Origin of the sequence: Methylomonas lenta, assembly GCF_001644015.1 — a bacterium.
GTDB lineage: Bacteria > Pseudomonadota > Gammaproteobacteria > Methylococcales > Methylomonadaceae > Methylomonas > Methylomonas lenta.
The window spans coordinates 12,825-34,862 of sequence record NZ_LUUI01000117.1; the positions used below are offsets into that span (position 1 = coordinate 12,825).

The window sequence follows — 22,038 nt, forward strand, 5'->3', positions numbered from 1 at the left end:
TAAAATAGTCATCGACTGCTTAGGCGTTTTCTTGAACGCTAAAAACTAAAAACACTATGGCAATCAACTATTTTTGTAACTACTGCTTGAATTCACGCCCCTGGGTTCTAACCTAACAAGCCCGATAGGTGGCGTGGGGTGAAACCTGCTTATGGCGATTTTCTACGAAAAACAATCAATTGACTGAGCAAACAGACCAAGCATTGCCTGCTGCTTCCAGCTTTTTAAGACTAGCTTTATCCAGCATGACACTGACAAACCATTGCGTTTGAGTCCGTTTACGTTGCAGAATTTCAGCCTGAATGCCACGCGCAGCTAATTGAGCTTTGAAAACGGTAGCACGCTGCTTTTCTTTAAAAACACCCAACGAAATCCCCCCTTTATTTTCGCCAGCAGAAATCAACCAAACATCTTGCAAACCTTTATCGATGAGCATCAGTTTGTTATTACGTGCCTGTTCAGACGATTTGGCGGCCGGATAATAAACCTGAAAATCGCTAGGTGTTGCTACTTCTGTTTGAAAAATTTGGTTACTAATAATACCGTTACTAGCCAACCATTTTTTAACGACAATTTGATCTGAAAAGGGTCCAATATCGTAACACTTACGCTGCACGGCAGGCGTAACCGGCTTTTCTATCTCTTTGGATTTTTCAGAAGATTGCAATGCAAGCTTTTTGCTATCTGAGCTTTTTTCTGCCGATGATTTTGCTTCTGTTAACTTGGCAATCTGCGGCTTTTCAAGCTGAACAACCACTGGAGTTGGCAATGGCTTCATCTGCCATTCCACCTGATGCACTTTATCTAAGTATCGATCTGTTGCTTGCTGTTGCAAATGGTTGATTGGCTGATCGATAACACCTGATATGACGGCACCTCGTTGTGCCCGGGCAGACTCGCTAACTAGTAATATAGATGACTGCGTAATTGGTTTGGATGCTATGGGATTAAATTTCCCTGTGTGGAATTGCCAAAATAAAAACCCCAGATTCAACAAACACAACAAATAAAAAAAAGCTTTCATGCCGTTTGCGCTCCCTGACAAAAAACTGACAGCCCTTTCAGCACTAAGTTTTGATCGAGTAAAACAGATCCGGATACAGCCTCAGCAACCGTCATTGCATCGCCGCCGGTAAAAATCAGCTGGTAGGAATCATCCAACTGCCGTATTGCCGCTTCAACCAAACCCGTCGCCGCTAATAAAACTCCGTTGGCAATTGCCGGCTTGGTTGCTATTGCCAGATTCGTTTGGTATGGCTCAGCATTGAAGGTTAAATCTGCGGTATTGCTGGCTAAAGCCTGTTTCATTAGATTTAAGCCGGGGCATATTAAGCCACCTAAATGCTTGCCGCTAGCCTGCAAAGCATCGATAGTAATAGCTGTACCGCAATCAACCACACACTTATCACCCGGATAGTGAACATGTGCTGCAATCATTGCCAGCCAACGATCAACGCCCAATTTTTCCGCTTGGATATAAGCATTTTTTACCCCATAAGCGCATTGGGTTGACTTTGGAACCAAAGTTTTCGCCTGTGGCCACAGACTTTGACAGAGCGTAAGCAAACCACTGAATACGCCCAGTTCGGAAACCGAGGCAATAGCAACTGTATTGGGAGATTCAACCAGCTGCCAAAGCAAATTAATATGATGCATAAAATCGGCCTGCCGATAATCCATCTGTGTAACCGGCCCTATCTGAGCATCGATTTCAATCGCCCATTTCAGGCGTGAATTACCTAGATCAATCAACAAATTCATACGGTTCTGAAACTAACCTCGCCAGAAGCAAAAGCACGCAGTTGACCGGTGGCATCTGCCAACAATAACAAGCCTTGATCATCAATGCCTTTGACGACGCCATCAAAGCGTTGCTGACCAATAAAAATCGTCACCTGTTTACCCAACATGCAATCAAAACTGCGCCATTCCTGTAAATACTCCGGCAAACTTTGGTTTTCAAAATCGGCAATCACCGGTAGCAATTGATTCAGCAATGCTGCTACCCACAGATTACGTTGCAGCATCACTTGCTCACCCAATATTTGCTGCAAATCTACCCAAGCCTGATCAATGACTTCAGCTTGTTGCGGCGGTAAATACAGATTCATGCCTAAGCCTATCACCGCATGACAAGGCCCACTACTTTCGCCGGATACTTCGATCAGAATACCGGCTAATTTACGCTCCTTCCAATAAATATCATTCGGCCATTTCAAGCCTACATCGTCCACACCCATTTGCTGTAAAGCTCGCACGACCGCCACACCCACCGCCAAACTCAAACCGGCAATGGCTGCTGGCCCGTCCTGATAACACCAGAGTATGGATAAGTAAATATTGTGTCCGAAAGGCGACACCCAAGTGCGGCCCCGACGACCTTTGCCCGCAGTTTGATATTCCGCCAGACAAACCCAGCCACTGACTTGAGTTTTTTTAGCCAGGTCCAGCAAATAAGTATTCGTAGAGCTAATGACAGAATGTATTTCAATCTGATGCAGCAATGCGCGGGCTGCAGGTGTTAGGTTGGCTTCTATTTGTGACTGATCGAGCAGTTGCAAAGGCTGTTCTAATTTATAACCTTTGCCGCTAACAGCGTTGAATTCCAGCCCCAGTTCAGCCAATGACTGCAACTGCTTCCATACCGCAGAGCGACTGACATTTAATAATTGTGCCAAGGCTGTACCGGAATGAAACCGACCATCGGCTAACACAGATAGCAGCATGTGCAAATTTTCTGAAATCAGCATGTTGACGATATAACCTGATAAAAAATCAAATTAAGCGGTTCAATTGGCGTTTTTGTCACGCAGCTGCTGCATTTGCTTTTTGATGACATGCTTGATCAACAATTCTCGATCCTCTTCATTCATATTGATATATTCCGCACTGATCACAAATGGAAAAGCCGCATTATCTTGGCTAATATCCTTGCACTGCATCACGCGGGCAAAAGCCACAATCACCGCTAGGCAAGAAGTTAGTAACATTCTTAACTCCAACAATGTACCCACTGGTAGCGCTATTTCATTAGTAAAAGCCACGCCAGCGGCGCTCAAACTAACCTCGTGCATGTCGTGCTCGGAAAACGCCTCCTCACGAGGATTTAATGCCGAAGCAATCAAGTTGATTTTATTATCAATGATTTTTAGGTATTCCAACACTTCTGGGTCGCGGCGCTCCAGACGTGATGAGACAGCTGCCGCCTCCTGGTTTAATACCTCCAACGCTGCCGACAAGCTACAACTACTCAGCACATCCATAGAAACATGACTTCGTTGGCTTACCTTACTTTCATCCACCACCCTGAGAAGCAGATTAATCTTGTCGTTTACCCGAAAATAACGTCGTTTTTCTTCAAAGTCCTCTGCCATAATCCCATTCCTAACAGGTGTTGCACTGAGTCGATTTTAGCTTATGCACGACCAAAACCAGCAAAAATAAAATATCTCAATCCGGTATCAATACATCATGTTGCTGCATCAAGGCATTCACATCTGCGCGATTGATGATTTTAACCGGCAATATCAAATCTGATTCCTGCAACCCTTTGGCAGATAATGATTCGGCTTCTACATACAGATCATTAATATCGTAAACATCCAAAACCTGAAAAATGGCGGCGGTATTTTTTAAAAGCCTACCTTCAGCGTTTTGTTGTGACTTTAATTGACAAACCCCATCATCAACAAACAATAACGATACTTTCTGATCGAAAGCGGCTGTAGTTAATAATTGATCAAGGGTTTCTTGCACATGACTACTGAAATGCGGGAAATGTCGCATGACAAACAAATAGGTTTTCATAGGCTTAACCAAATACCATGCAACGATCAGCAATCAGGGTTGCTTGCAACCATTGCCCCAAGCCGGCAATCCGAAATCCATCGGCCAGATCATCATCTTCTGCGCCTTGCCGCCTGGCTTCATCACCACAAAGCAATCCGCGTCGTTGTGCTGCAGAGATACAGACCACTAAATCGATACCCTGCTCACGCGCCAAAGCTGACCATTGCTGGGGTAAGTTAATTTCATCATCGGGTGGTAATGCATATCTCATGGCATTTTGAATGCCTTCCTGATAAAAAAACACCTGTAAAACCTGATGATTAGCTTGTAAGGCTGCCAGGATAAATTGATAGGCCACCCAACTAACATTGGACACATAGGGACTGGCATTGATTTGAATAGCATATTTCATGATGCGGAGAAGTACAGTTGGTAAATATCTTATAATTGGATCATTCTAATATCTGTACAGCATGCTGTCCCGGTTTTCCTTGTCGCAGACTGTCTGAAACCAAATTGCCCCATCACTGTCCGATACGCCATGAAACTTAAAACATTATCAATTGCTATTGCCTTGAGTTTATTGCCTGTAATGCCTAAGGCAATCGAGATTGATAAACTGCAATTGCCAGACATGGGTGATTCCTCCGGAGCATTAATTTCTCCCGCTGAAGAAAAAGAATTTGGCGCAGCTTTTTTTCGAAACTTACATTCTCAAACTGAAATCAGCCAGGATTTGGAAATTCAGCAGTATATTCAGTCTATAGGCCGGCAATTAGCCACCAACAGTGATAACCCCTCTACCCCATTTTACTTTTTTGTCGTCATGGATCCGGACATTAATGCGTTTGCCGGCCCAGGTGGCTACATAGGCGTCAACTCCGGCTTAATATTGCTAACAGAAGCAGAAAGCGAACTGGCATCGGTCATGGCGCATGAGATTGGCCACGTCACCCAACGCCACCTTTACCGCCAAATCGAAGCGGCCAGCAAAATGTCCATTCCCATCGTTGCGGCAACCCTGGCGGCAATTTTGATCGGCACCCAGTCGCCGCAAATGGGTCAGGCGGCGTTGATGGCTGTACAAGCCGGTAGCGTACAATTTCAGATTAATTTCACCCGCGACAATGAAAAAGAAGCTGACCGGGTGGGCATGCAAACCTTAGCCAATTCCAGCTTCGACCCTCGTAGTATGCCAACTTTCTTTGAACGCTTACAGCAATCTACTCGCTATTACGGCAAAGGCGTGCCTGAGTTTTTAAGAACTCACCCGGTTTCGGAAAGCCGTATCGCCGACACCCGCGGTCGAGCAGAAACCTTTCCATACCGTCAATATCCGGACTCCATGGGCTATTTGCTGACAAAAGCAAAATTGTATGTTCTAGCCACCGCCAATAAGGATGCCGCTATCAAACATTTTTCCACGCTGGAACAGCAAGGCACGGACGAACAACGCGCTATCGCCCGTTATGGCATGGGATTGATCTATTTGCAAAATTTACAATATCCAGCAGCCAGTGAGATCTTTCAAAAACTGCTCGAGAAATACCCCAACCAACCTCAATACATTGCTGCTCTGGCTCGTACAGCCATGGAAAGTCGAGACTACAACAAAGCCAATCAATTGTTTGCCCGCGCAGCACAAAGCTTTCCAAGCAACGATGCCATCAAAATCGAATACACCCGCTGCTTATTAAAAAGTGGCAAACCGGAACAAGCCAAACAGGTACTACTTGGATTGCCGAACGATCAAAAAGAGCGGGCATTTTATTTTCAATTGTTGGCGCAAATTTATGCCGACCTGAATCAAGCTGGCGAGTCTCATCGCTATATGGCGGAGTATTACTATGCCAGCGGTCAAACAGAAGATGCCATTATGCAAATCCGTCTGGCTACGCAGGAAAAAAATCTCAGCTATCAGCTTCAGGCTATTTTGGGTGAACGTTTAAATTTCTTTCTAAGCGAAGAAGAAGAAAGACAGAAAAATAGATAGCCAAACATTAGAAATTACCCATATTGCCAAGTTTTTGATTCAGAAGATTAATTTCGGCCCGAAACTACTTTTGCAAAAAAAACCTACTTTTTTGATGGACATCACATTTTATTTTACTTAGACTGTACCCACCTTATTAGGAGTGCACTCGGTCATTAGACCAAGGCTTTGAGGGGAGGGAAGCGGCCTGTAGCTATGGCGCATAACAACAATAATAACAGTAACTGCTTGACTAAATTGCCTTAACCGGCAAGCGTCCAACATAAAATAACAATAACAGGACGAGCCCGCTTCATGCGGGCTTTTTATTTTGTATTATTTTCTGCAGCATTTCCAAGTCGCTTAAGTGGCTAACACAGCCATTTTTCAATTATAATAGCGACTTACCGTTGTTAGCTATTGCAGCTAACGCAGCATGACTTACCCATCCACCCCACAAAAGGCTCAAAAATGGCACGTGTTACCGTTGAAGATTGTTTAGAGAATGTTGAAAACCGTTTCAAACTGGTTTTATTAGCTGGCAAACGCGCCAGACAATTGGAAAAAGGTGCTGACGAGTTTTTGCCGCGCGGCAGGGATAAAGACACTGTCTTGGCATTACGTGAGATTGCCGCAGGTTTTGTCAACGAAGGAAACATAGACCAACTTCATCGTGGCGGCAACGTATCTGACAGCTTTCTGGAAATTTAAACTTCCTTATGGTCGAAATAGCTGCTTCAGCCCCATTACCTGATGTAGAACATCCTGAAGAAAAGCTGCTTCATCAGCTTTGCGGCATTCTTAGCAGCTATCTCGACCAAGACAACATCAATAATATTGTCCGCGCTTATCATTTTAGCGCGGGCGCTCATTCCGGCCAATTTCGCAAAAGTGGCGAAGCCTACATTTGCCATCCGGTTTCAGTCGCCATTTCATTGGCAAGCATGCACATGGATGCACACGGCATCATGGCCGCCATCCTGCATGATGTTATTGAAGACACACCTATCAGCAAGGAAGAATTAGCTGAACAATTTGGTCCGGAAGTCGCTGTATTGGTCGACGGCGTGACCAAACTCTCCAAAATCGACAGCCGCACTCGAGCCGAAGCACAAGCCGAAAATGTCAGGAAAATGTTCCTGGCCATGGCCCAAGACTTACGCGTCATCGTGGTAAAACTGGCCGACCGTTTACATAATATGCAAACCTTGGGCAATATGCCCAGCGACAAAAAACGCCGCATTGCCAAAGAAACCTTAGAAATTTACGCCCCTATTGCCAATCGTCTGGGCATGAACGATATCCGCCATCAACTGGAATCTTTAGGCTTCAAAGCGCTGTATCCAAACCGCTATACTGCTATCAGTAATGCCGTAAAAAAATCCCGTGGCAACCGCAAGGAAATTGTCGATACAATTTTAAGTACCGTCCAAAATCGTTTATTGGAAAACGGCATGGACTGTACGGTCGCAGGCCGCGAGAAAAACATCGCCAGCATTTATCAAAAAATGCTGAGCAAAAAAATCTCGTTTACCGATGTGTTTGATGTCTACGCTTTCCGAATTTACTGTATTCAGGTGGATGATTGCTATCGAGCCTTGGGTTGCATGCATAATTTGTTCAAACCCATTCCCGGTCGCTTCAAAGATTACATAGCCTTACCCAAGGCTAATGGCTATCAATCCCTGCACACTATTTTGATTGGCCCTTATGGCGTGCCTATTGAGGTTCAGATACGCACCCACGAAATGCATCGTTTGTCGGAATCGGGCATTGCTGCTCACTGGCTGTATAAGTCCGATCACGAAAAAAGCGAGACCATACAAGCCCGCGCCAATGAATGGCTGCGCGATTTGCTGGAGATTCAAAAATCCGCTGGTGACTCACTGGAGTTTATCGACAACCTTAAAGTGGATTTATTTCCGCAGGAAGTGTTTGTATTCACCCCCAAGGGCAAAATCATCAAGCTGCCACGCGGCGCCACCATTGTCGATTTTGCTTATTTAGTGCATACCGACGTTGGCAACGCCTGCATTTCAGCCCGTATCGATAAAAAACTGGTACCTTTGCAGACCAAGCTGGAAAACGGCATGACAGTAGAAGTCATTACCGCCAGCTGGGCACGACCAAACCCGCTCTGGCTGAATTACGTGGTAACGGCTAAAGCCCGCAGTTGTATTCGTGCCTATTTGAAAAACTTTAACCAGCTGGAAGCCATCAACCTGGGCCGCCGCCTGCTGGAAAAAGAATTACTCAGTCTGAACATTCAGCTTGATCAAATTGACGATAGTCAATTCGTGCATGTTTTACATGCTCTGAAAAAACATTCGCTGAATGATTTAATGGAAGACATTGGCCTGGGTAATCTGATGCCGTTTTTGGTGGCCAAACGCATCAACCAGACCGACATCAATGCCGCCGTTAAGCTGGACGATAACGAACAACAACATCACAAAAGCCCACTGATTATCAAAGGCACCGAAGGCATGGTCGTCAGCCTGGCAAAATGCTGCCACCCCATTCCGGGCGATCACATCATAGGTTTTTTCAATCCGGGCAAAGGCATCGTGGTGCATCATCATGAATGTCGAAATAGTAACGACGTCAGAAAAAAACAAACCTCTTGGCTGGATGTGGAATGGAGCCCGGAAGCCGTCGGCGAATTCTCTGCCGAAATCCGTATCGAACTGCTAAACCAACGCGGCTCACTCGCCACTATCGCCTCTACCATTTCTCACATGGATTCGAACATTGAGAATATTCATGTTGTCAGTCAGGATGATCGAGTCTCGGTGGATTTATTGACACTTGCAGTACGCAATCGCGTGCACTTAGCCAGCGTGATCCGTAAACTGAAAAAACTTTCTCTTGTTTTAAAAATCACTCGTATCAAAGCATGAAAAAAATCATTATCTCTACTCCCTTGGCTCCACAAGCCATTGGTACATACTCTCAAGCCGTCAAAATTGACAATACAGTCTATTTGTCCGGTCAAATCGCGCTTAACCCGGAAACCATGGAAGTGGTGGCTGGCGATATTTCAGTGCAAATTCGCCGCGTGTTTGACAACCTGAAAGCAGTTGCCGAAGCTGCCGGCGGCAATTTCTCCGATATCGTCAAACTCAATGTATTTTTAACCGATCTGAGCAACTTCCCTATCGTCAATGAAATCATGGCCGAATATTTCACACAGCCCTACCCTGCCCGCGCCGCTATCGGCGTAGCTGCTTTACCCAAAGACGTCGGCGTCGAAATGGACGCAGTGATGGTGATAGAAGAGCCTTACTACTGAACTCTCACACACTTCTAGTGCGATATGCCGATGGCAATATCAACTGAAGACCCGCAAAACCTGCCTGTCACCAAACTGACAGGCATTGGCGCTCAAACCGCCGTCCGCTTACAAAAACTGGGCATACAAAGCCTGCAAGACCTGCTATTCCACTTACCGCAACGCTATCAAGATCGAACCCGCACACATCCCATCGGCAACCTAATCCCCGGCTTGTCCGCCTTGGTTTGCGGTACGGTTGAATTTACAGATGCCTCACAACGCGGTCGCAACAGCGTGATTTGTCGCATCAGCGACCACAGTGGATTATTGTCGTTACGCTTTTTCCATTTTTCCGTACAACAAATGCAACAACTGAAGCCTGGCGTACATCTCAGTTGTTTCGGGGAAATTCGACAAGGCTACAATGGTTTGGAGATGATTCACCCCGAATACCATATCATCCAGCCTGGCGAAACCCCAACCGAAGCCACCTTGACCCCAGTGTACCCACTTACAGAAGGCTTAGCCCAATCAACCTTGCGTCGGGCTATAAAGCAGGCGTTGACACTCTGTTTGAACCACCCCAACTCACTCAGCGAGTTTTTACCTGAAAACATCCGCCTGGCCTTGCACTACCCATCAATCGCAGAGGCCTTGGAAACCTTACACAACCCACCCGCCCACATCTCAACAGAGACTTTGTTAAATGGCGATTTACCGGCATTGAAACGCCTGGCTTTTGAAGAACTTCTAGCGCATCACCTAACGTTATTACTGGGCAAACAACATTATAAAACCTGGCAAGCACCGAGCTTTGACCTCGATTTAAAGGCAAAACAAAGCTTTATTGCGCAACTACCGTTCCAACTCACTAAAGCACAACTACGGGTGATTTCAGAAATCGAAGCCGATTGCAGTAAACCTCAACCCATGCTGAGACTGGTCCAAGGTGATGTCGGCTCGGGTAAAACCCTGGTAGCCGCCATATCAGCCTTAGCGGCGTTAAGCTCCGGTTTTCAGGTAGCTTTGATGGCACCTACCGAATTACTCGCCGAACAACATTTTCGTAATTTTAGCCAGTGGTTTGCCCACACCGACAGCCAGATAGCGTTTCTGACCGGCCAATTAAAAGGCAAAGCCCGTGCAAACACGCTGCAAGCTTTGGCCGATGGCAATGCCGGCTTGGTCATCGGCACCCATGCTTTGTTTCAAGATAGCGTCAACTTTCAAAACCTGGGGCTAGTCATCATAGACGAACAACATCGCTTTGGTGTTCAGCAACGCCTGGCTTTGCGCGCCAAAGGTCAAAACCAAGGACTGGTGCCGCATCAACTGGTTATGACTGCTACGCCGATTCCGCGAACTCTGGCCATGTTGCAATATTCTGATTTGGATATTTCTATCATCGACGAACTGCCGCCCGGCCGTAAACCGGTCACCACCAGCGTGATTCCTTCCGAACGACGCGAAGAAATCATCAGTCGCATCAGTCACTGGGTAGCTCAAAAGCGACAAGCGTATTGGGTCTGCACCCTGATTGAAGAATCGGAACAACTGCAATGCGAAGCAGCCGAAAACACCGCAACTTACTTACAACAAACCTTGCCGGATGTGCGTATTGGTCTGGTGCATGGCCGCATGAAAGCCAGCGATAAAGACGCAGTCATGCAGGCCTTTAAACAAGGCGAATGCGATTTACTGGTAGCCACTACCGTGATTGAAGTTGGCGTCGACGTTGCCAATGCCGGCTTGATGATCATCGAAAACCCGGAACGGCTGGGACTATCGCAATTACACCAATTACGCGGCCGTGTGGGTCGCGGCAGTATCGAAAGTTACTGTCTATTGTTGTACCAGTCACCGCTATCGCAAACCGGCAAACAACGTTTGGCTATTTTGCGCGAAAGCAACGACGGCTTTGTGATTGCCGAAAAAGACCTGGAATTGCGCGGCCCCGGCGAGATTATCGGTAACCGGCAAACCGGACAAATTCAATTCAAAATTGCCGATTTAGTCCGCGACCGCGCGTTATTGGAGCAAGTACCGTCAGTAGCCCAAACAATTTGCCATCAACACCCGCAGGTTGTGCATGCTTTGATTCGTCGCTGGCCGGGCGGCGCGGCCCTGCAAAAACTGGATGACCTGTTTCACACAGTTTACAGCCCTTAAGCCGCCGGGCCTGGACCTATTTTCAACCGTGCCAACAACTCAATCTTTATAGCGAATATTACAGTTTTTTCTCGCTTATTGGGTGAACCAATAAACCCCCATACCCAACCAAGTAAGCAATAGCAACAACCACGGCAATCCGTGTTGTCGATACACAATGTGTGTTTCTATTTCCTGATCATCAGATTCAACCAATTCCGATTTTTGACTGGATACTTTCTTAAGTTTTTTATTTAACGCTCTAGCTTTTTCCTTTTGCTGTTTTTTGTAAATATCTATACCCTGTTGTATGCCTTGTGCAATCAACTTGGTTTGTTCTTTCGTTTGGGCCGGACGTTGTATGCTTTTGGCTATTTTTAACGCGTCTTCTTGGGTTTGTGGCGATGGCTTTTGATAGCGATTATTTGTCATAGTGGTCGATTTCTAATATGAAATAGGCTCAATACGCATCTTCAATCAAATGTCTTTAATCCGTATTGTTCCGAGTTATAGTACCGTAAAGCATATTATCTGCGCTGGGCAGGCAAAAAAACCTTGCCAAGCCTATCGGATAACAGAATATATACCACTGTATTCTAAGCCCTTAAATGGCCATCCCCATAAGCCACCCATTTATAGGTGGTTAGTTCGTCAGGCCCGACAGGACCACGGACATGAAGTTTATCTGTGCTAATACCGACTACCGAGCCCAAACCATAATCGCCACCACCGGACAATCTTGTTGAGGCATTAATCATGACGGATGCCGAATCAACTTGCTCTTCAAATTGTTGAGCCAATTTCAGGCTTTGCGTCACAATACCGTCGGTATGGCCCGATCCATAGTGGTTGATATGATCAATGGCCAGTTCAATACCATTGACGACTTTTACCGAAAGAATCGGTGCCAGATATTCGGTATGCCAGTCTTCTTCTGTCGCCGGCGGAATATTGGGCAATAGCTTTCGCGTCTGTTCGCAGCCGCGCAGTTCGATTTTATTTGCAACAAATGCCGCTTGCAGCAACGGCAAAAGCTGTTCGGCACATTGTTGATCGACTAACAAGCTTTCTAGTGCGTTACAGACCTGAACGCTTTGGCATTTCGAATTTATTGCGATGCCGACAGCCTGTTCCGAATTGGCATCGGCGGCGATATACAGGTGGCAAATACCATCGTAATGTTTAATGACGGGAATTCGGGTACCTTCGGCAATGCGCTTGATTAGGTCTTTGCCGCCGCGCGGGATTAACACATCGATATAGCCGTCCATCTTCAGCAGCTCACCCACCGCTTCGTGCCCTGGGATACGAATAATCTGAATCGCATGTTGCGGTAGCCCAGCGTTAACAGCCCCTTCAATCATGGCATCGGTGAGTAATGCGTTGGTTTGCAGGGCTTCCGATCCGCCGCGCAAGATCACGGCATTACCGCTTTTGATGCACACCCCCGCTGCATCGGTGGTGACGTTGGGGCGCGACTCATAAATAATGCCGATTACGCCGAGAGGTACCGATTTTTTGTAGACCCTTAGCCCCGCCGGATTGGTGTGGCCTGCCAGTATTCGATTTAATGGGTCCGGCAACTGCGCCACTTTCTTTAAGCGGGACAGCATGTACTGAAAGGTTTTGTCATCAATCGTCAGACGCTTGATCATGGCATCCGATTGCCCTTCATCGCGGGCTTTGATGATTTCTTGGGTATTAATGTCCAGCAGCTGTTGTTTAACCGACTCCAGCGCCTCAGCCATTTTAATCAGGGCAAGGTTACGTATCGACTCGGGGGCTGATGATAATTGGCGTGCCGCAAGACGACTTTGTTGGGCAATAACTTTGACAGCACTAGTGCTCATATAATTTGGGGTCGCTTGTTAAAGGGAATTAGAGTGGCAGAATGCGTTGCACGAATAAATAACCATACACCTAAAACCGCATAGATCCGCTAATTTCTTTTAGCTTGGATGGGTTCAAAACTGCTGAGAGACTATGCAAGCTGCCGATAATAAAGACCAAAGCCTATATAAAACTAGTGGCGGATTTTTCACAGCCCGATTCAGTTTCTAAGCTTCAACCTTTAGAAAGCCATTCATCGCGCATTTCATCCATCCGTTCAATCATTTTGTTTAATGCTTGCACAGATTCTTTATGTAATGGGTGCGCGCGATTATGAACAGGGTGTTGAGTGTCTTGCAAAAGATCTTCAATGAAACGTTCTGCGTCCATGATTTCTTGTGGAAGTGGGTCGGATCTTTCGGCCATTTGAATAACAAATTAGTTTAGAAAATCAGGCAATAAAAAGCCCACCTAAGTGGGCTTCGTCCGGTTTTATTATTTTTAGTGTTGGACGCCCGTCACTGCAGTGGCAGGTTGAATGCTTTCGCTCTTATTATTGTTGTACCGTAATCACGGTCGCTTTGGTTCCTCCTCAAAATACGCATCTTGCGATTCGTACCACCCTGAATCAAGGTGCGGGCATTCTATTGGACAAGTTGCTCGGTGTCCAGAAAAAATATGGCAAATAATCACAACCATGTTTGGTAGTGAATTAACCTGTGATAGCTGCAGTTTTTACTACAAATATATGCAGAAAAACCCGCCAGTCCGGCAGATAAGAATCACAATGGCGAGTTACAAACTTCAGCAGCTTGTTTATCAGCAATCAGCTGGTATATTCCCACTGCAGTTTGAAAATACAATGCTGTATTTTCAGCAGCCGTGTTCAAGTCCAACCTCACATAGGTGAATCTTCACTATCCCCGTCAACTCAAGAAGTCAGCAAATTTTGCGCTACGAGTTGAATGGGGCTTTTTAAAGCGTCATAACAATAAGAGGCAAATATGTCCGCAAGCACAAAACCTCAAACGCCACCACCATCAACCCATAAGGGCTGGAATTACGATAGTTATTTCCAGGCGCTCATGAAACATAAGAGCACTAATCAAACCAACGGCTAGCTAAAGCGATGCAGGTTTTTTTAGCAAATTGATTTTTACAACATGGTTTGCATCAAAATGACGAATAGCACCGATATTCCGCATGAATTTGTTTTGTTTTATGACGGTCAATGTCCGATCTGCCAAAAAGAAGTCGCTTGGTTGCGTTGGAAAAACAACCAACACAAACTAGGGTTTCAGGATATTAACCAAGCAGATTTTGATGCCAGTGTTTATGGTAAAACCCATGACGAGCTGATGGCAGAAATCCACGGAGTCTACGCTGACGGTCGTCTGATCAAAGGCGTAGAAGTCTTCTACGCAGCTTATGCCGCGGTTGGACTGGGCTGGATAATGGCACCGACGCGCTGGCCACTGCTGAAACCATTGTTTAATGCGTTATATAGTATATTTGCACGCAACCGCTTGAGTCTGGGGCGGTTGCTATCTAAAAAATCCTGTGAAAAAGGCAATTGTCGAATCTAACTTATTGCTTATCCTTGTCAGAAATAAGAAACTTCAACAACCATTGACTTATATCAGCGAATTTATCCTCGTGGAAGCAATTAAAATTCAAAAATCAGCCTTCGAGATTGGTTTTCTGAAATTAGAGAATTCACAGTTCCAATCATGAAGCGACAATCAGAAATTTTAATGCACGTCAGTTTCAGGCTTGAAAACTGCCGTTGAACACCAGCTATAACAGCTAAAAAACTCGGGGCGAAGCTTTTAACAACGGCACTGTTAGATTTTTTTAATATCAAATAGAAACAGAATTAATGGTAACAAGAAGAGCACCAAATAAGGCAACCAAAAGATGATTCTCTTAAGTGCTAATAACTTGATTAAGCCACTCCAACTTGGTGTATCAACGTCAGTGCCAATCGTTTCGGGGAACCTGGGGTGTTCATCGTTTGCGATGAAATCATTTAAAGTGCGCTCGATGGCTATAGACTTATCAATGTACTGGTCCTGCAGTCTGCGATATCCAGACTCGAGAACAAAGAAAAGTACGCAAAGAAGAACCGTAAGTAAATATAATATCGGTGATGATGAATTGTAAGTGTAAGCAATTAATCCAGCTGCAGTTGCGAAAAATGTCGATCTGATTTTCCACGCACTTTCGCCCATTCCTTTGGCTAGGCCTTGATATACTTCCCATGCCTTTAATGCAATATCCTTATTGTTTTCAGTCACCGCGAAACGCTCCTATAAGGTGAGCCAAATCGTTGGTTAGGAACTTCTTTATTTCTCCGGCATGATCTCGGTAGTCCTTGCAAAATAGCAGATCTTGATTTTTAAGCATGTTTTTTAAACGCATTACAACCGGTGAACTACTAGTACTTGAGTTAACTTTCTGCCTAAAGACCATCCTATTGGTACAAGGCTCATCAAAAAGCTTAACACTCAATTCGTCTAGCAACTTATCGTAAGTTGCTTGCAACTGAAGTCGTTTTGCGCCCGAGCAGTACGAATCTGGATCATTGATTGCGGTTATAAGCCTTGATTTTGTGTCTTTAGATATCATTAGCCAGCCTTGCGATTTGTCCATTTAATCGACGATTCCATTCATTGGCGGATTTCTCAAATTCTGTCATTAGCTGAAGCGAAATTGGCATTGATCGTTCGTATACGGCATTTGCAAGAATCAATGTGTGTGCATCAGTACTTGTCAATCCGCACCCAGCCTCTAATGCCACCATTTTTTCAAAATCATACTGCTTCCGGGAAGCCAGCTGAAATATACCTATGTTCTTTAGACACTTGAAAATATTAGAAAGATATGGAACAAAAGACAACTCATAACCAGGATAACTGTCAATATATTCTAATACCTCGAGGTATTCGTTAATAGGGGCTATGAAGTTGTCTGAAACCACGAAGTTTTCTCTTAATTTATTCCATTGATCGCTATCACCGTCGAGAAGTCTTCCTTCGAAAAAAGCATGATAAAGGAAAAGAGAACCTGCATCATACAACTTAAAAAACGAATTTAAATCATAGTCTACGTATGACAAGGGAAGATGCTGATTTATATTTGCCGGCTTCATAACAGACATTGTGTGACCAATTCGAAGCATATCGATATCACTATTAAGGTCTCCGGTACCTCTGGCAAACGAACCGATTAATAATGTGTATTTTGTATTGACCATTTCAGAAATCTAGCTAGTGCCGTAGGCGGTGTAGAGCAACGCGAAACCCAGCATATGCTTTGAAATATCCGAGCTTATCAGCTTCGAAGACGTGTTTCATTATCATTCAACCCAGCCTACTTCTGCATACTAGAGAATTGCAGACATCTAAAAATATGAATTGTGAATGCCTTTTATGGGGCAAACTTGGCATTTCCCTGTCTAATTTAATAAAAAATCCCCATTACCGTTATTAATAATGGGGACTATGCCTGCTTTGTGTCAGCTAGCCACACTTTAAGCTAATGACTTGGGGTTAACACCAGCTTTTTTAGTTCGTTAGTCTAAACAGCTATTTGATCAAGCTCAACAACACCCCTGCCGCAACCGCAGAACCAATAACACCAGCCACATTCGGCCCCATGGCATGCATCAATAAAAAATTATACGGATTACTTTCCTGGCCCACTTTATTGGCCACTCGGGCGGCCATCGGTACGGCTGAAACTCCTGCTGCTCCAATTAAGGGGTTAATAGGCGTGCTGCTAAAGCGGTTCATGACTTTAGCCATTAACACGCCACTGGCAGTTCCAATTGAAAAAGCAATCGCACCCAAGCCCAATATTCCCAGGGTTTCCATTTTCAAAAATGCTTCGGCACTGAGTTTTGAACCCACAGCCAAGCCTAAGAAAATGGTGACAATGTTAATTAATTCGTTTTGTGCCGTTTTGCTGATTCTGTCGACCACGCCCGACGCATTCATCAAATTACCAAAGCTGAACATGCCTACCAAAGGTGCAGCAGAAGGCAGCAACAACGCCGTCAGAGTTATCAACATCAAAGGAAAAACAATTTTTTCGGTCTTACTGACAACTCTGAGTTGCTGCATTTCGATTTTTCGTTCAGCTTCCGTGGTGAGCGCCCGCATGATAGGCGGCTGTATCAAAGGCACCAATGCCATATAAGAGTATGCAGCTACCGCAATAGCGCCCAATAATTCCGGCGCCAACTTAGAGGCTACGTAAATAGCCGTCGGTCCATCGGCACCACCGATAATGGCAATCGCAGCAGCCTGTTTTAAGTCAAAATTCATGCCCGGCACGACGTTTAAGGCCAACGCACCGAACAAAGTTGCGAAAATACCAAATTGTGCTGCAGCACCTAAAAACAGGGTTTTGGGGTTAGCCAACATAGGACCAAAATCCGTCATCGCTCCCACCCCCATAAAAATTAATAGCGGGAACACGCCGGATTTAATGCCGCCATACAAATAATAAAGTATGCCGCCTTCATCGATCATACCCGCTACCGGGATGTTACTCAGAATAGCGCCAAAACCAATCGGCAATAACAACAAGGGTTCAAAACCCTTTTTAATGGCAAGAAACAGCAGCAGAAACCCCACCGCCATCATGATGGCTTGTGGCCCGGTAATGTTGTACAGGCCGGTACTTTCCCACAACAGTGTTAAATTTTCCATGAATGTTTTTTGATTATTTCAGATCAAACCGCGGGGCTTTAAGGCCCCGCAGCATGTTATTGTTACAGGGTGACCAACACGTCGCCTACCGAAACGCTATCGCCTTGCTGGACATTGACAGCCGTGACGATACCGCCGACTTTGGCGCGAATTTCAGTTTCCATTTTCATGGCTTCCATCACCAAAACAACATCGCCTTCTGCAATATGCGCCCCGATATTGACATTGACCTTCAGTACCACACCTGCCAACGGTGATACGACCACACCATGACCACTGACAATAGGCGGCGTAATCACCAAATCCGGTCCTACCTGCATCCGGGGGGCCGCTTGTAACGTTACATTGGAGCCAGCAGGACCCACGGCAACGTTGTAATTGCGCCCATCGACATTGACGGTATACATTTCTGTTGGGCTATCCGCAACTGCAGCGCTTTGACTAGCCGCCGGCGCTACAGCGCTTGCTGCTTCTGGATTAGGTGCGGGTTCAAATGCAGCTGGATTGCCACGATTTTGCAAAAACTTCCAGCCCACCTGAGCAAACATGCCATCAATCAGCGCATCTTCTTCGATAAACTCTGACAATTTCAGGCCTTCTTCATCGGCTTTGCGTTTAGTTTCGGCGATCAATTTGTCCATTTCCGCTTCAAGCAAATCGGCCGGACGGCAGGTGATCGGTTCGGCACCATTTAGTACTTTTGCCTGCAATTCTTTATTAACCGGAGCGGGGGCTGCGCCGTATTCGCCCTTCAAAATACCAGCTGTTTCCTTACTAATGGTTTTATAACGTTCGCCAGCGAGTACGTTCAACACGGCTTGAGTGCCAACAATTTGCGAAGTTGGTGTCACTAATGGAATAAAGCCCAAATCTTCACGTACACGTGGGATCTCCAGCAATACTTCATCAAATTTATCTGCTGCCCCCTGCTCTCTCAGCTGGCTTTCCATATTAGTCAGCATGCCACCAGGTACCTGCGACACCAGAATACGACCATCAACCCCTTTCAGGCTGCCTTCAAACTGGGCGTATTTTTTACGGACATCTCGGAAGTAAGCAGCGATTTTTTCCAACTTGACCAAATCTAAGCCGGTATCATTAGGTTGGTCTTGCAAACTGGCTACGATGGTTTCAGTGGGGCTATGACCATAGGTCATACTTAACGATGAAATCGCAGTATCTGCGTTATCCAGTCCTGCTTCTATGGCTTTTATATAAGTGCCTACACTTAAGCCGGTAGTGGCATGACATTGCATGTGTATTGGAATTGAAACGGCTTTTTTCAGTTTGCTGATCAATTCGTAAGCATCGTAAGGTCGCAATAAACCTGCCATGTCTTTAATACAGATAGAGTGCGCACCCATGTCTTCAATGATGCGGCCTTGCTCGACCCATTTAGCAATTGTATGCACCGGGCTGGTCGTATAGGAAATAGTCCCTTGGGCATGTGCATCGGTGTTTAACACGGCTTTAACGGCTCGCTCGATATTGCGCATATCGTTCATAGCATCGAAAACACGGAATACATCAATACCGTTAACCACGCAACGCTCGACAAACTTATCCACTACATCATCAGCATAATGACGATAGCCAAGGATATTCTGACCGCGAAACAGCATTTGCTGAGGGGTATTGGGCATAGCTTTTTTCAAAAGACGCAAGCGCTCCCAGGGATCTTCGCCCAGATAACGAATACAAGCGTCAAAGGTGGCTCCACCCCAGGATTCAATGGACCAGTAACCTATTTGATCCAGTTGTTCACAAATCGGCAGCATATCTTCAATGCGTAACCGGGTTGCCAGGATGGATTGATGAGCGTCGCGTAATACGACTTCTGTAATTCCTAAAGGTTTTTTTACCTTTGCCACTCTTGTTTCTCCTAATAGTGCCTTGTGGGTCGGTTTACGAGTACCTTGTGGGTAATGATGCGTTGTACCTAAATAACGATAACAACAAGCTTAGTCTTTTTTGCGATGTTTCAAACGATATTGATGTACGGCTGCACTGATAGCTGCGATGGTACCGAGATCATCGCCGTGATGGCTACCAGCGTTCTGAGCGCCCGACATATCCGGGAAAAAACGTAATATGGTCGATGACATGACCTTGATGGCGACAATCAGCATCGCCAGGAAACTGAATACCATGCCCATACCGATCAGCATCAGCTCAATTCCAGAGGTAATGAGTTCATTCATTTTGTTACAACCGTAATGACAAGTAAGCTGCATTATCTCCAAAAGCTTATGATTAAACAATCTTGCAAGGCCTTAGGTATACGAAGTATTGCGCAGAAAATGGTCAGCAAAGAGCAAAATAAACTCAAATCTGCTTACAATTACAACCCAACAAACAAAATCCTTCAGCGAAATCTCTCCTCATGCCATTACTAACTGCAAGTTTTGATGTACTTTGCCTTGGCCATGCCAGTTACGATCTGGTTTTCTCTGTTCCACACCATCCTAATGCAGATGAAAAACTGTTTGCCGATAGCTTACTGGGTTGCGGCGGCGGGCCGGCGGCTAATGCGGCAGTCACTGTTGCCAAACTGGGTTTTAAAGCCGCTTTTGCCGGCTATTTGGGGCGGGACGCATACGGCGACAACCATCTAAAAGAACTACAAATCGCTGGTGTCAGCACGGATTGGGTAATCCGTGGCGATTCCCCCACCCCGCTATCTGTCATTATGGTAAAGCCGGACGGCAAACGCGCATTGATCAATTACAAAGGTAATACAAAAGCTTTACCAGCTGACAGCATTGATTTTTCTGAAGTCAGCGCAAAAACCATTTTATTCGATGGCCACGAACCACAACTTTCCTTGGCTTTATTGGAAAAATTTAATCATAAAACCATTCACAGCATACTCGACGCCGGCTCTTTACACGACGGCACTCGGGCTTTAATGGACAAAGTTAGCTATTTGGTGTGTTCGGAAAAATTTGCATTGGAATTTGCAAAAGATACCAAATCCGCCTTATCGCAACTTGCAGCTTTATCGCCCAATGTAGTCATCACGCTGGGAGAACAGGGCCTAATTTGGCAGCGCGGACAGGAAAGTGGTCAGTTAGCTGCTCCGCCGGTAACTGCAGTCGATACCACTGGTGCCGGCGATGCTTTTCACGGCGCTTTTGCTGCCGCTATTGCAGCCAAGTTGGATTGGCTAGAAGTATTGCGTTACGCCAGTGTCGCCGGCGCCTTATGCTGCACGAAAATGGGCGCACGTCTCGGGTTGCCCAGTTTGCAGCAACACAGCCAGTTGATGTCGAGCTGGCAACCCACTTAAGCACGCACGATTAACGTTCAAAATACGCTAATAAAAAATCCACGAATGTCGTCAACTTGGCCGGATAAAATCGACGCTGTAGATAGGTGGCGTATACCGCCAACGCCGGTCGACGATATTCTTGCAAAATCTCTACTAATTCACCGCTTTGCAGATAAGACACCACCGACAAGCGCGGAGCTTGCACTATCCCCATACCCAATGCCGCAGCTTGACACAATGCCCGACCATTATTAGAGGCTAAAACCCAATCAGTTTTGATTTTTTTCTGTGCACCGTCGACGTTGAACAACCAATATTCACCATGCGGCGTATCAACATAATGCAGACATTGATGCTGCGTTAAATCATCGATAGTTTTAGGACAGCCTTTTGCGGCAAAATAGTCCGGCGATGCGTAAGTGCAAAGCTCGGTTTCGGCTATTTTGCGCGCTACCACACCCGGATCGAGCTTATTCGTCACCAGTAACGAAATATCGAAACGGCCATCGCGTAAATTAGGCGGTTTGTTATCCAGCGACATCAAAATTTTGATCTCAGGATAAGTTCGCAGAAACTGTTCTATGGCGGGCACCATATAAATACCGCCAAAATCGATAGGTGCACTGATTTTGATCTGACCTTTAACACGCTCCCCAAGCAATGTAGTGGAAGCTTCTAATTCACTAAGATCCTCCAGCAATTGTTTACTACGGTTGTAATAGGCTTCACCGGCACTGGTCAGATTCAGACTGCGGGTAGTGCGATTCAGTAATACCACACCTAGCGATGCTTCCAATTGCGCCATGTATTTGCTGATCATCATTGTCGAAAGCTTCATTTCCTTGGCTACAGCGGAAAAAGTACCCAGCTCGACTATCCGGCAAAACACCTGCATGTTGTTGAATTTATCCATAGCGACCTACTATAAACCTAAAGTTTATATTTTCAGTACGCCAAACAGGAATATCTGCCGCATAACTTCAAAAACTATTGACATTTATTGAGCCGGTTACACTTTGGATAGGCGCATAAATAATGT

General features: G+C 45.6%; 22 protein-coding genes. 7 read left to right on the plus strand and 15 right to left on the minus strand.

What is annotated here, in order from left to right; genetic code table 11:
- Positions 1-175 precede the first annotated feature (175 nt).
- The 6 genes from A1359_RS13780 to tusD form a co-directional block, all read right to left on the minus strand.
- Positions 176-1,024: a hypothetical protein gene (locus A1359_RS13780; protein ID WP_066984023.1), complete on the minus strand. Its 849-nt coding sequence runs from the start codon at positions 1,022-1,024 to the stop codon at positions 176-178.
- Positions 1,021-1,761: a type III pantothenate kinase gene (locus A1359_RS13785; RefSeq protein WP_066984027.1), complete on the minus strand. Its 741-nt coding sequence runs from the start codon at positions 1,759-1,761 to the stop codon at positions 1,021-1,023. Before A1359_RS13785 ends, A1359_RS13780 begins: the two co-directional genes overlap by 4 nt.
- A complete protein-coding gene (birA, locus tag A1359_RS13790) occupies positions 1,758-2,750 on the minus strand; it encodes a bifunctional biotin--[acetyl-CoA-carboxylase] ligase/biotin operon repressor BirA (protein ID WP_066984030.1) in 993 nt (330 codons plus the stop codon). Before birA ends, A1359_RS13785 begins: the two co-directional genes overlap by 4 nt.
- Before the next feature lie 39 nt (positions 2,751-2,789).
- On the minus strand, positions 2,790-3,374 hold the full coding sequence (locus tag A1359_RS13795; protein ID WP_066984033.1) for a pilus assembly protein PilZ: 585 nt from the start codon (positions 3,372-3,374) through the stop codon (positions 2,790-2,792).
- 76 nt (positions 3,375-3,450) lie between these two features.
- Positions 3,451-3,807 (minus strand): sulfurtransferase complex subunit TusC, encoded by a 357-nt coding sequence (gene tusC / locus A1359_RS13800; RefSeq protein ID WP_066984036.1) that lies wholly within the window; start codon positions 3,805-3,807, stop codon positions 3,451-3,453.
- A 4-nt stretch (positions 3,808-3,811) separates the two neighbouring features.
- A complete protein-coding gene (gene tusD, locus A1359_RS13805) occupies positions 3,812-4,201 on the minus strand; it encodes a sulfurtransferase complex subunit TusD (RefSeq protein WP_066984039.1) in 390 nt (129 codons plus the stop codon).
- A 129-nt stretch (positions 4,202-4,330) separates the two neighbouring features.
- On the opposite strand from tusD, the gene A1359_RS13810 reads away from it, so the two are divergent.
- The 5 genes from A1359_RS13810 to recG all read left to right on the plus strand — a co-directional run bounded on the left by A1359_RS13810 (position 4,331) and on the right by recG (position 11,204).
- Positions 4,331-5,782 carry a M48 family metalloprotease gene (locus tag A1359_RS13810; protein ID WP_066984042.1) on the plus strand — a complete coding sequence of 484 codons (1,452 nt, stop codon included), beginning with the start codon at positions 4,331-4,333 and terminating at the stop codon, positions 5,780-5,782.
- Between the two features lie 450 nt (positions 5,783-6,232).
- Positions 6,233-6,472: a DNA-directed RNA polymerase subunit omega gene (gene rpoZ / locus A1359_RS13815; RefSeq protein WP_066984045.1), complete on the plus strand. Its 240-nt coding sequence runs from the start codon at positions 6,233-6,235 to the stop codon at positions 6,470-6,472.
- 8 nt (positions 6,473-6,480) lie between these two features.
- A complete protein-coding gene (locus A1359_RS13820; protein ID WP_066984048.1) occupies positions 6,481-8,661 on the plus strand; it encodes a RelA/SpoT family protein in 2,181 nt (726 codons plus the stop codon).
- A complete protein-coding gene (locus A1359_RS13825; protein WP_066984051.1) occupies positions 8,658-9,053 on the plus strand; it encodes a RidA family protein in 396 nt (131 codons plus the stop codon). The genes A1359_RS13820 and A1359_RS13825 overlap by 4 nt, the downstream gene beginning before the upstream one ends.
- Before the next feature lie 30 nt (positions 9,054-9,083).
- Positions 9,084-11,204: an ATP-dependent DNA helicase RecG gene (gene recG / locus A1359_RS13830; protein ID WP_066984195.1), complete on the plus strand. Its 2,121-nt coding sequence runs from the start codon at positions 9,084-9,086 to the stop codon at positions 11,202-11,204.
- 75 nt (positions 11,205-11,279) lie between these two features.
- Here the strand turns inward: recG and A1359_RS13835 are convergent, their stop codons facing one another.
- The 3 genes from A1359_RS13835 to A1359_RS13845 form a co-directional block, all read right to left on the minus strand.
- Entirely contained in the window at positions 11,280-11,615 is a 336-nt protein-coding gene (locus A1359_RS13835; protein WP_066984054.1) for a DUF2956 domain-containing protein, read from the minus strand.
- 164 nt (positions 11,616-11,779) lie between these two features.
- Positions 11,780-13,033, minus strand: coding sequence for a glutamate-5-semialdehyde dehydrogenase (locus A1359_RS13840; protein WP_066984057.1), 1,254 nt, complete (start codon positions 13,031-13,033; stop codon positions 11,780-11,782).
- 214 nt (positions 13,034-13,247) lie between these two features.
- The gene (locus A1359_RS13845; protein WP_066984060.1) at positions 13,248-13,439 is read right to left on the minus strand and encodes a hypothetical protein; all 192 of its coding nucleotides are present in this window, start codon (positions 13,437-13,439) and stop codon (positions 13,248-13,250) included.
- Between the two features lie 752 nt (positions 13,440-14,191).
- On the opposite strand from A1359_RS13845, the gene A1359_RS13850 reads away from it, so the two are divergent.
- The gene (locus A1359_RS13850; RefSeq protein ID WP_066984198.1) at positions 14,192-14,599 is read left to right on the plus strand and encodes a thiol-disulfide oxidoreductase DCC family protein; all 408 of its coding nucleotides are present in this window, start codon (positions 14,192-14,194) and stop codon (positions 14,597-14,599) included.
- A gap of 258 nt (positions 14,600-14,857) precedes the next feature.
- On the opposite strand, the gene A1359_RS13855 is transcribed toward A1359_RS13850, so the two are convergent.
- The 5 genes from A1359_RS13855 to A1359_RS13880 all read right to left on the minus strand — a co-directional run bounded on the left by A1359_RS13855 (position 14,858) and on the right by A1359_RS13880 (position 19,929).
- Positions 14,858-15,310, minus strand: a complete 453-nt coding sequence (locus A1359_RS13855; protein ID WP_066984063.1) for a hypothetical protein — start codon at positions 15,308-15,310, stop codon at positions 14,858-14,860.
- Between the two features lie 320 nt (positions 15,311-15,630).
- On the minus strand, positions 15,631-16,269 hold the full coding sequence (locus A1359_RS13865; protein ID WP_066984068.1) for a hypothetical protein: 639 nt from the start codon (positions 16,267-16,269) through the stop codon (positions 15,631-15,633).
- 331 nt (positions 16,270-16,600) lie between these two features.
- Positions 16,601-17,728, minus strand: coding sequence for a sodium ion-translocating decarboxylase subunit beta (locus A1359_RS13870; RefSeq protein ID WP_066984071.1), 1,128 nt, complete (start codon positions 17,726-17,728; stop codon positions 16,601-16,603).
- Between the two features lie 62 nt (positions 17,729-17,790).
- The gene (gene oadA / locus A1359_RS13875) at positions 17,791-19,599 is read right to left on the minus strand and encodes a sodium-extruding oxaloacetate decarboxylase subunit alpha (RefSeq protein WP_066984074.1); all 1,809 of its coding nucleotides are present in this window, start codon (positions 19,597-19,599) and stop codon (positions 17,791-17,793) included.
- 90 nt (positions 19,600-19,689) lie between these two features.
- Positions 19,690-19,929, minus strand: a complete 240-nt coding sequence (locus A1359_RS13880) for an OadG family protein (RefSeq protein ID WP_066984202.1) — start codon at positions 19,927-19,929, stop codon at positions 19,690-19,692.
- 182 nt (positions 19,930-20,111) lie between these two features.
- Between A1359_RS13880 and A1359_RS13885 the strand changes: the two genes are divergently transcribed.
- Positions 20,112-21,017 carry a carbohydrate kinase family protein gene (locus A1359_RS13885; RefSeq protein ID WP_066984076.1) on the plus strand — a complete coding sequence of 302 codons (906 nt, stop codon included), beginning with the start codon at positions 20,112-20,114 and terminating at the stop codon, positions 21,015-21,017.
- 10 nt (positions 21,018-21,027) lie between these two features.
- On the opposite strand, the gene A1359_RS13890 is transcribed toward A1359_RS13885, so the two are convergent.
- Positions 21,028-21,912, minus strand: a complete 885-nt coding sequence (locus A1359_RS13890) for a LysR family transcriptional regulator (RefSeq protein ID WP_066984079.1) — start codon at positions 21,910-21,912, stop codon at positions 21,028-21,030.
- Between the last annotated feature and the right edge of the window lie 126 nt (positions 21,913-22,038).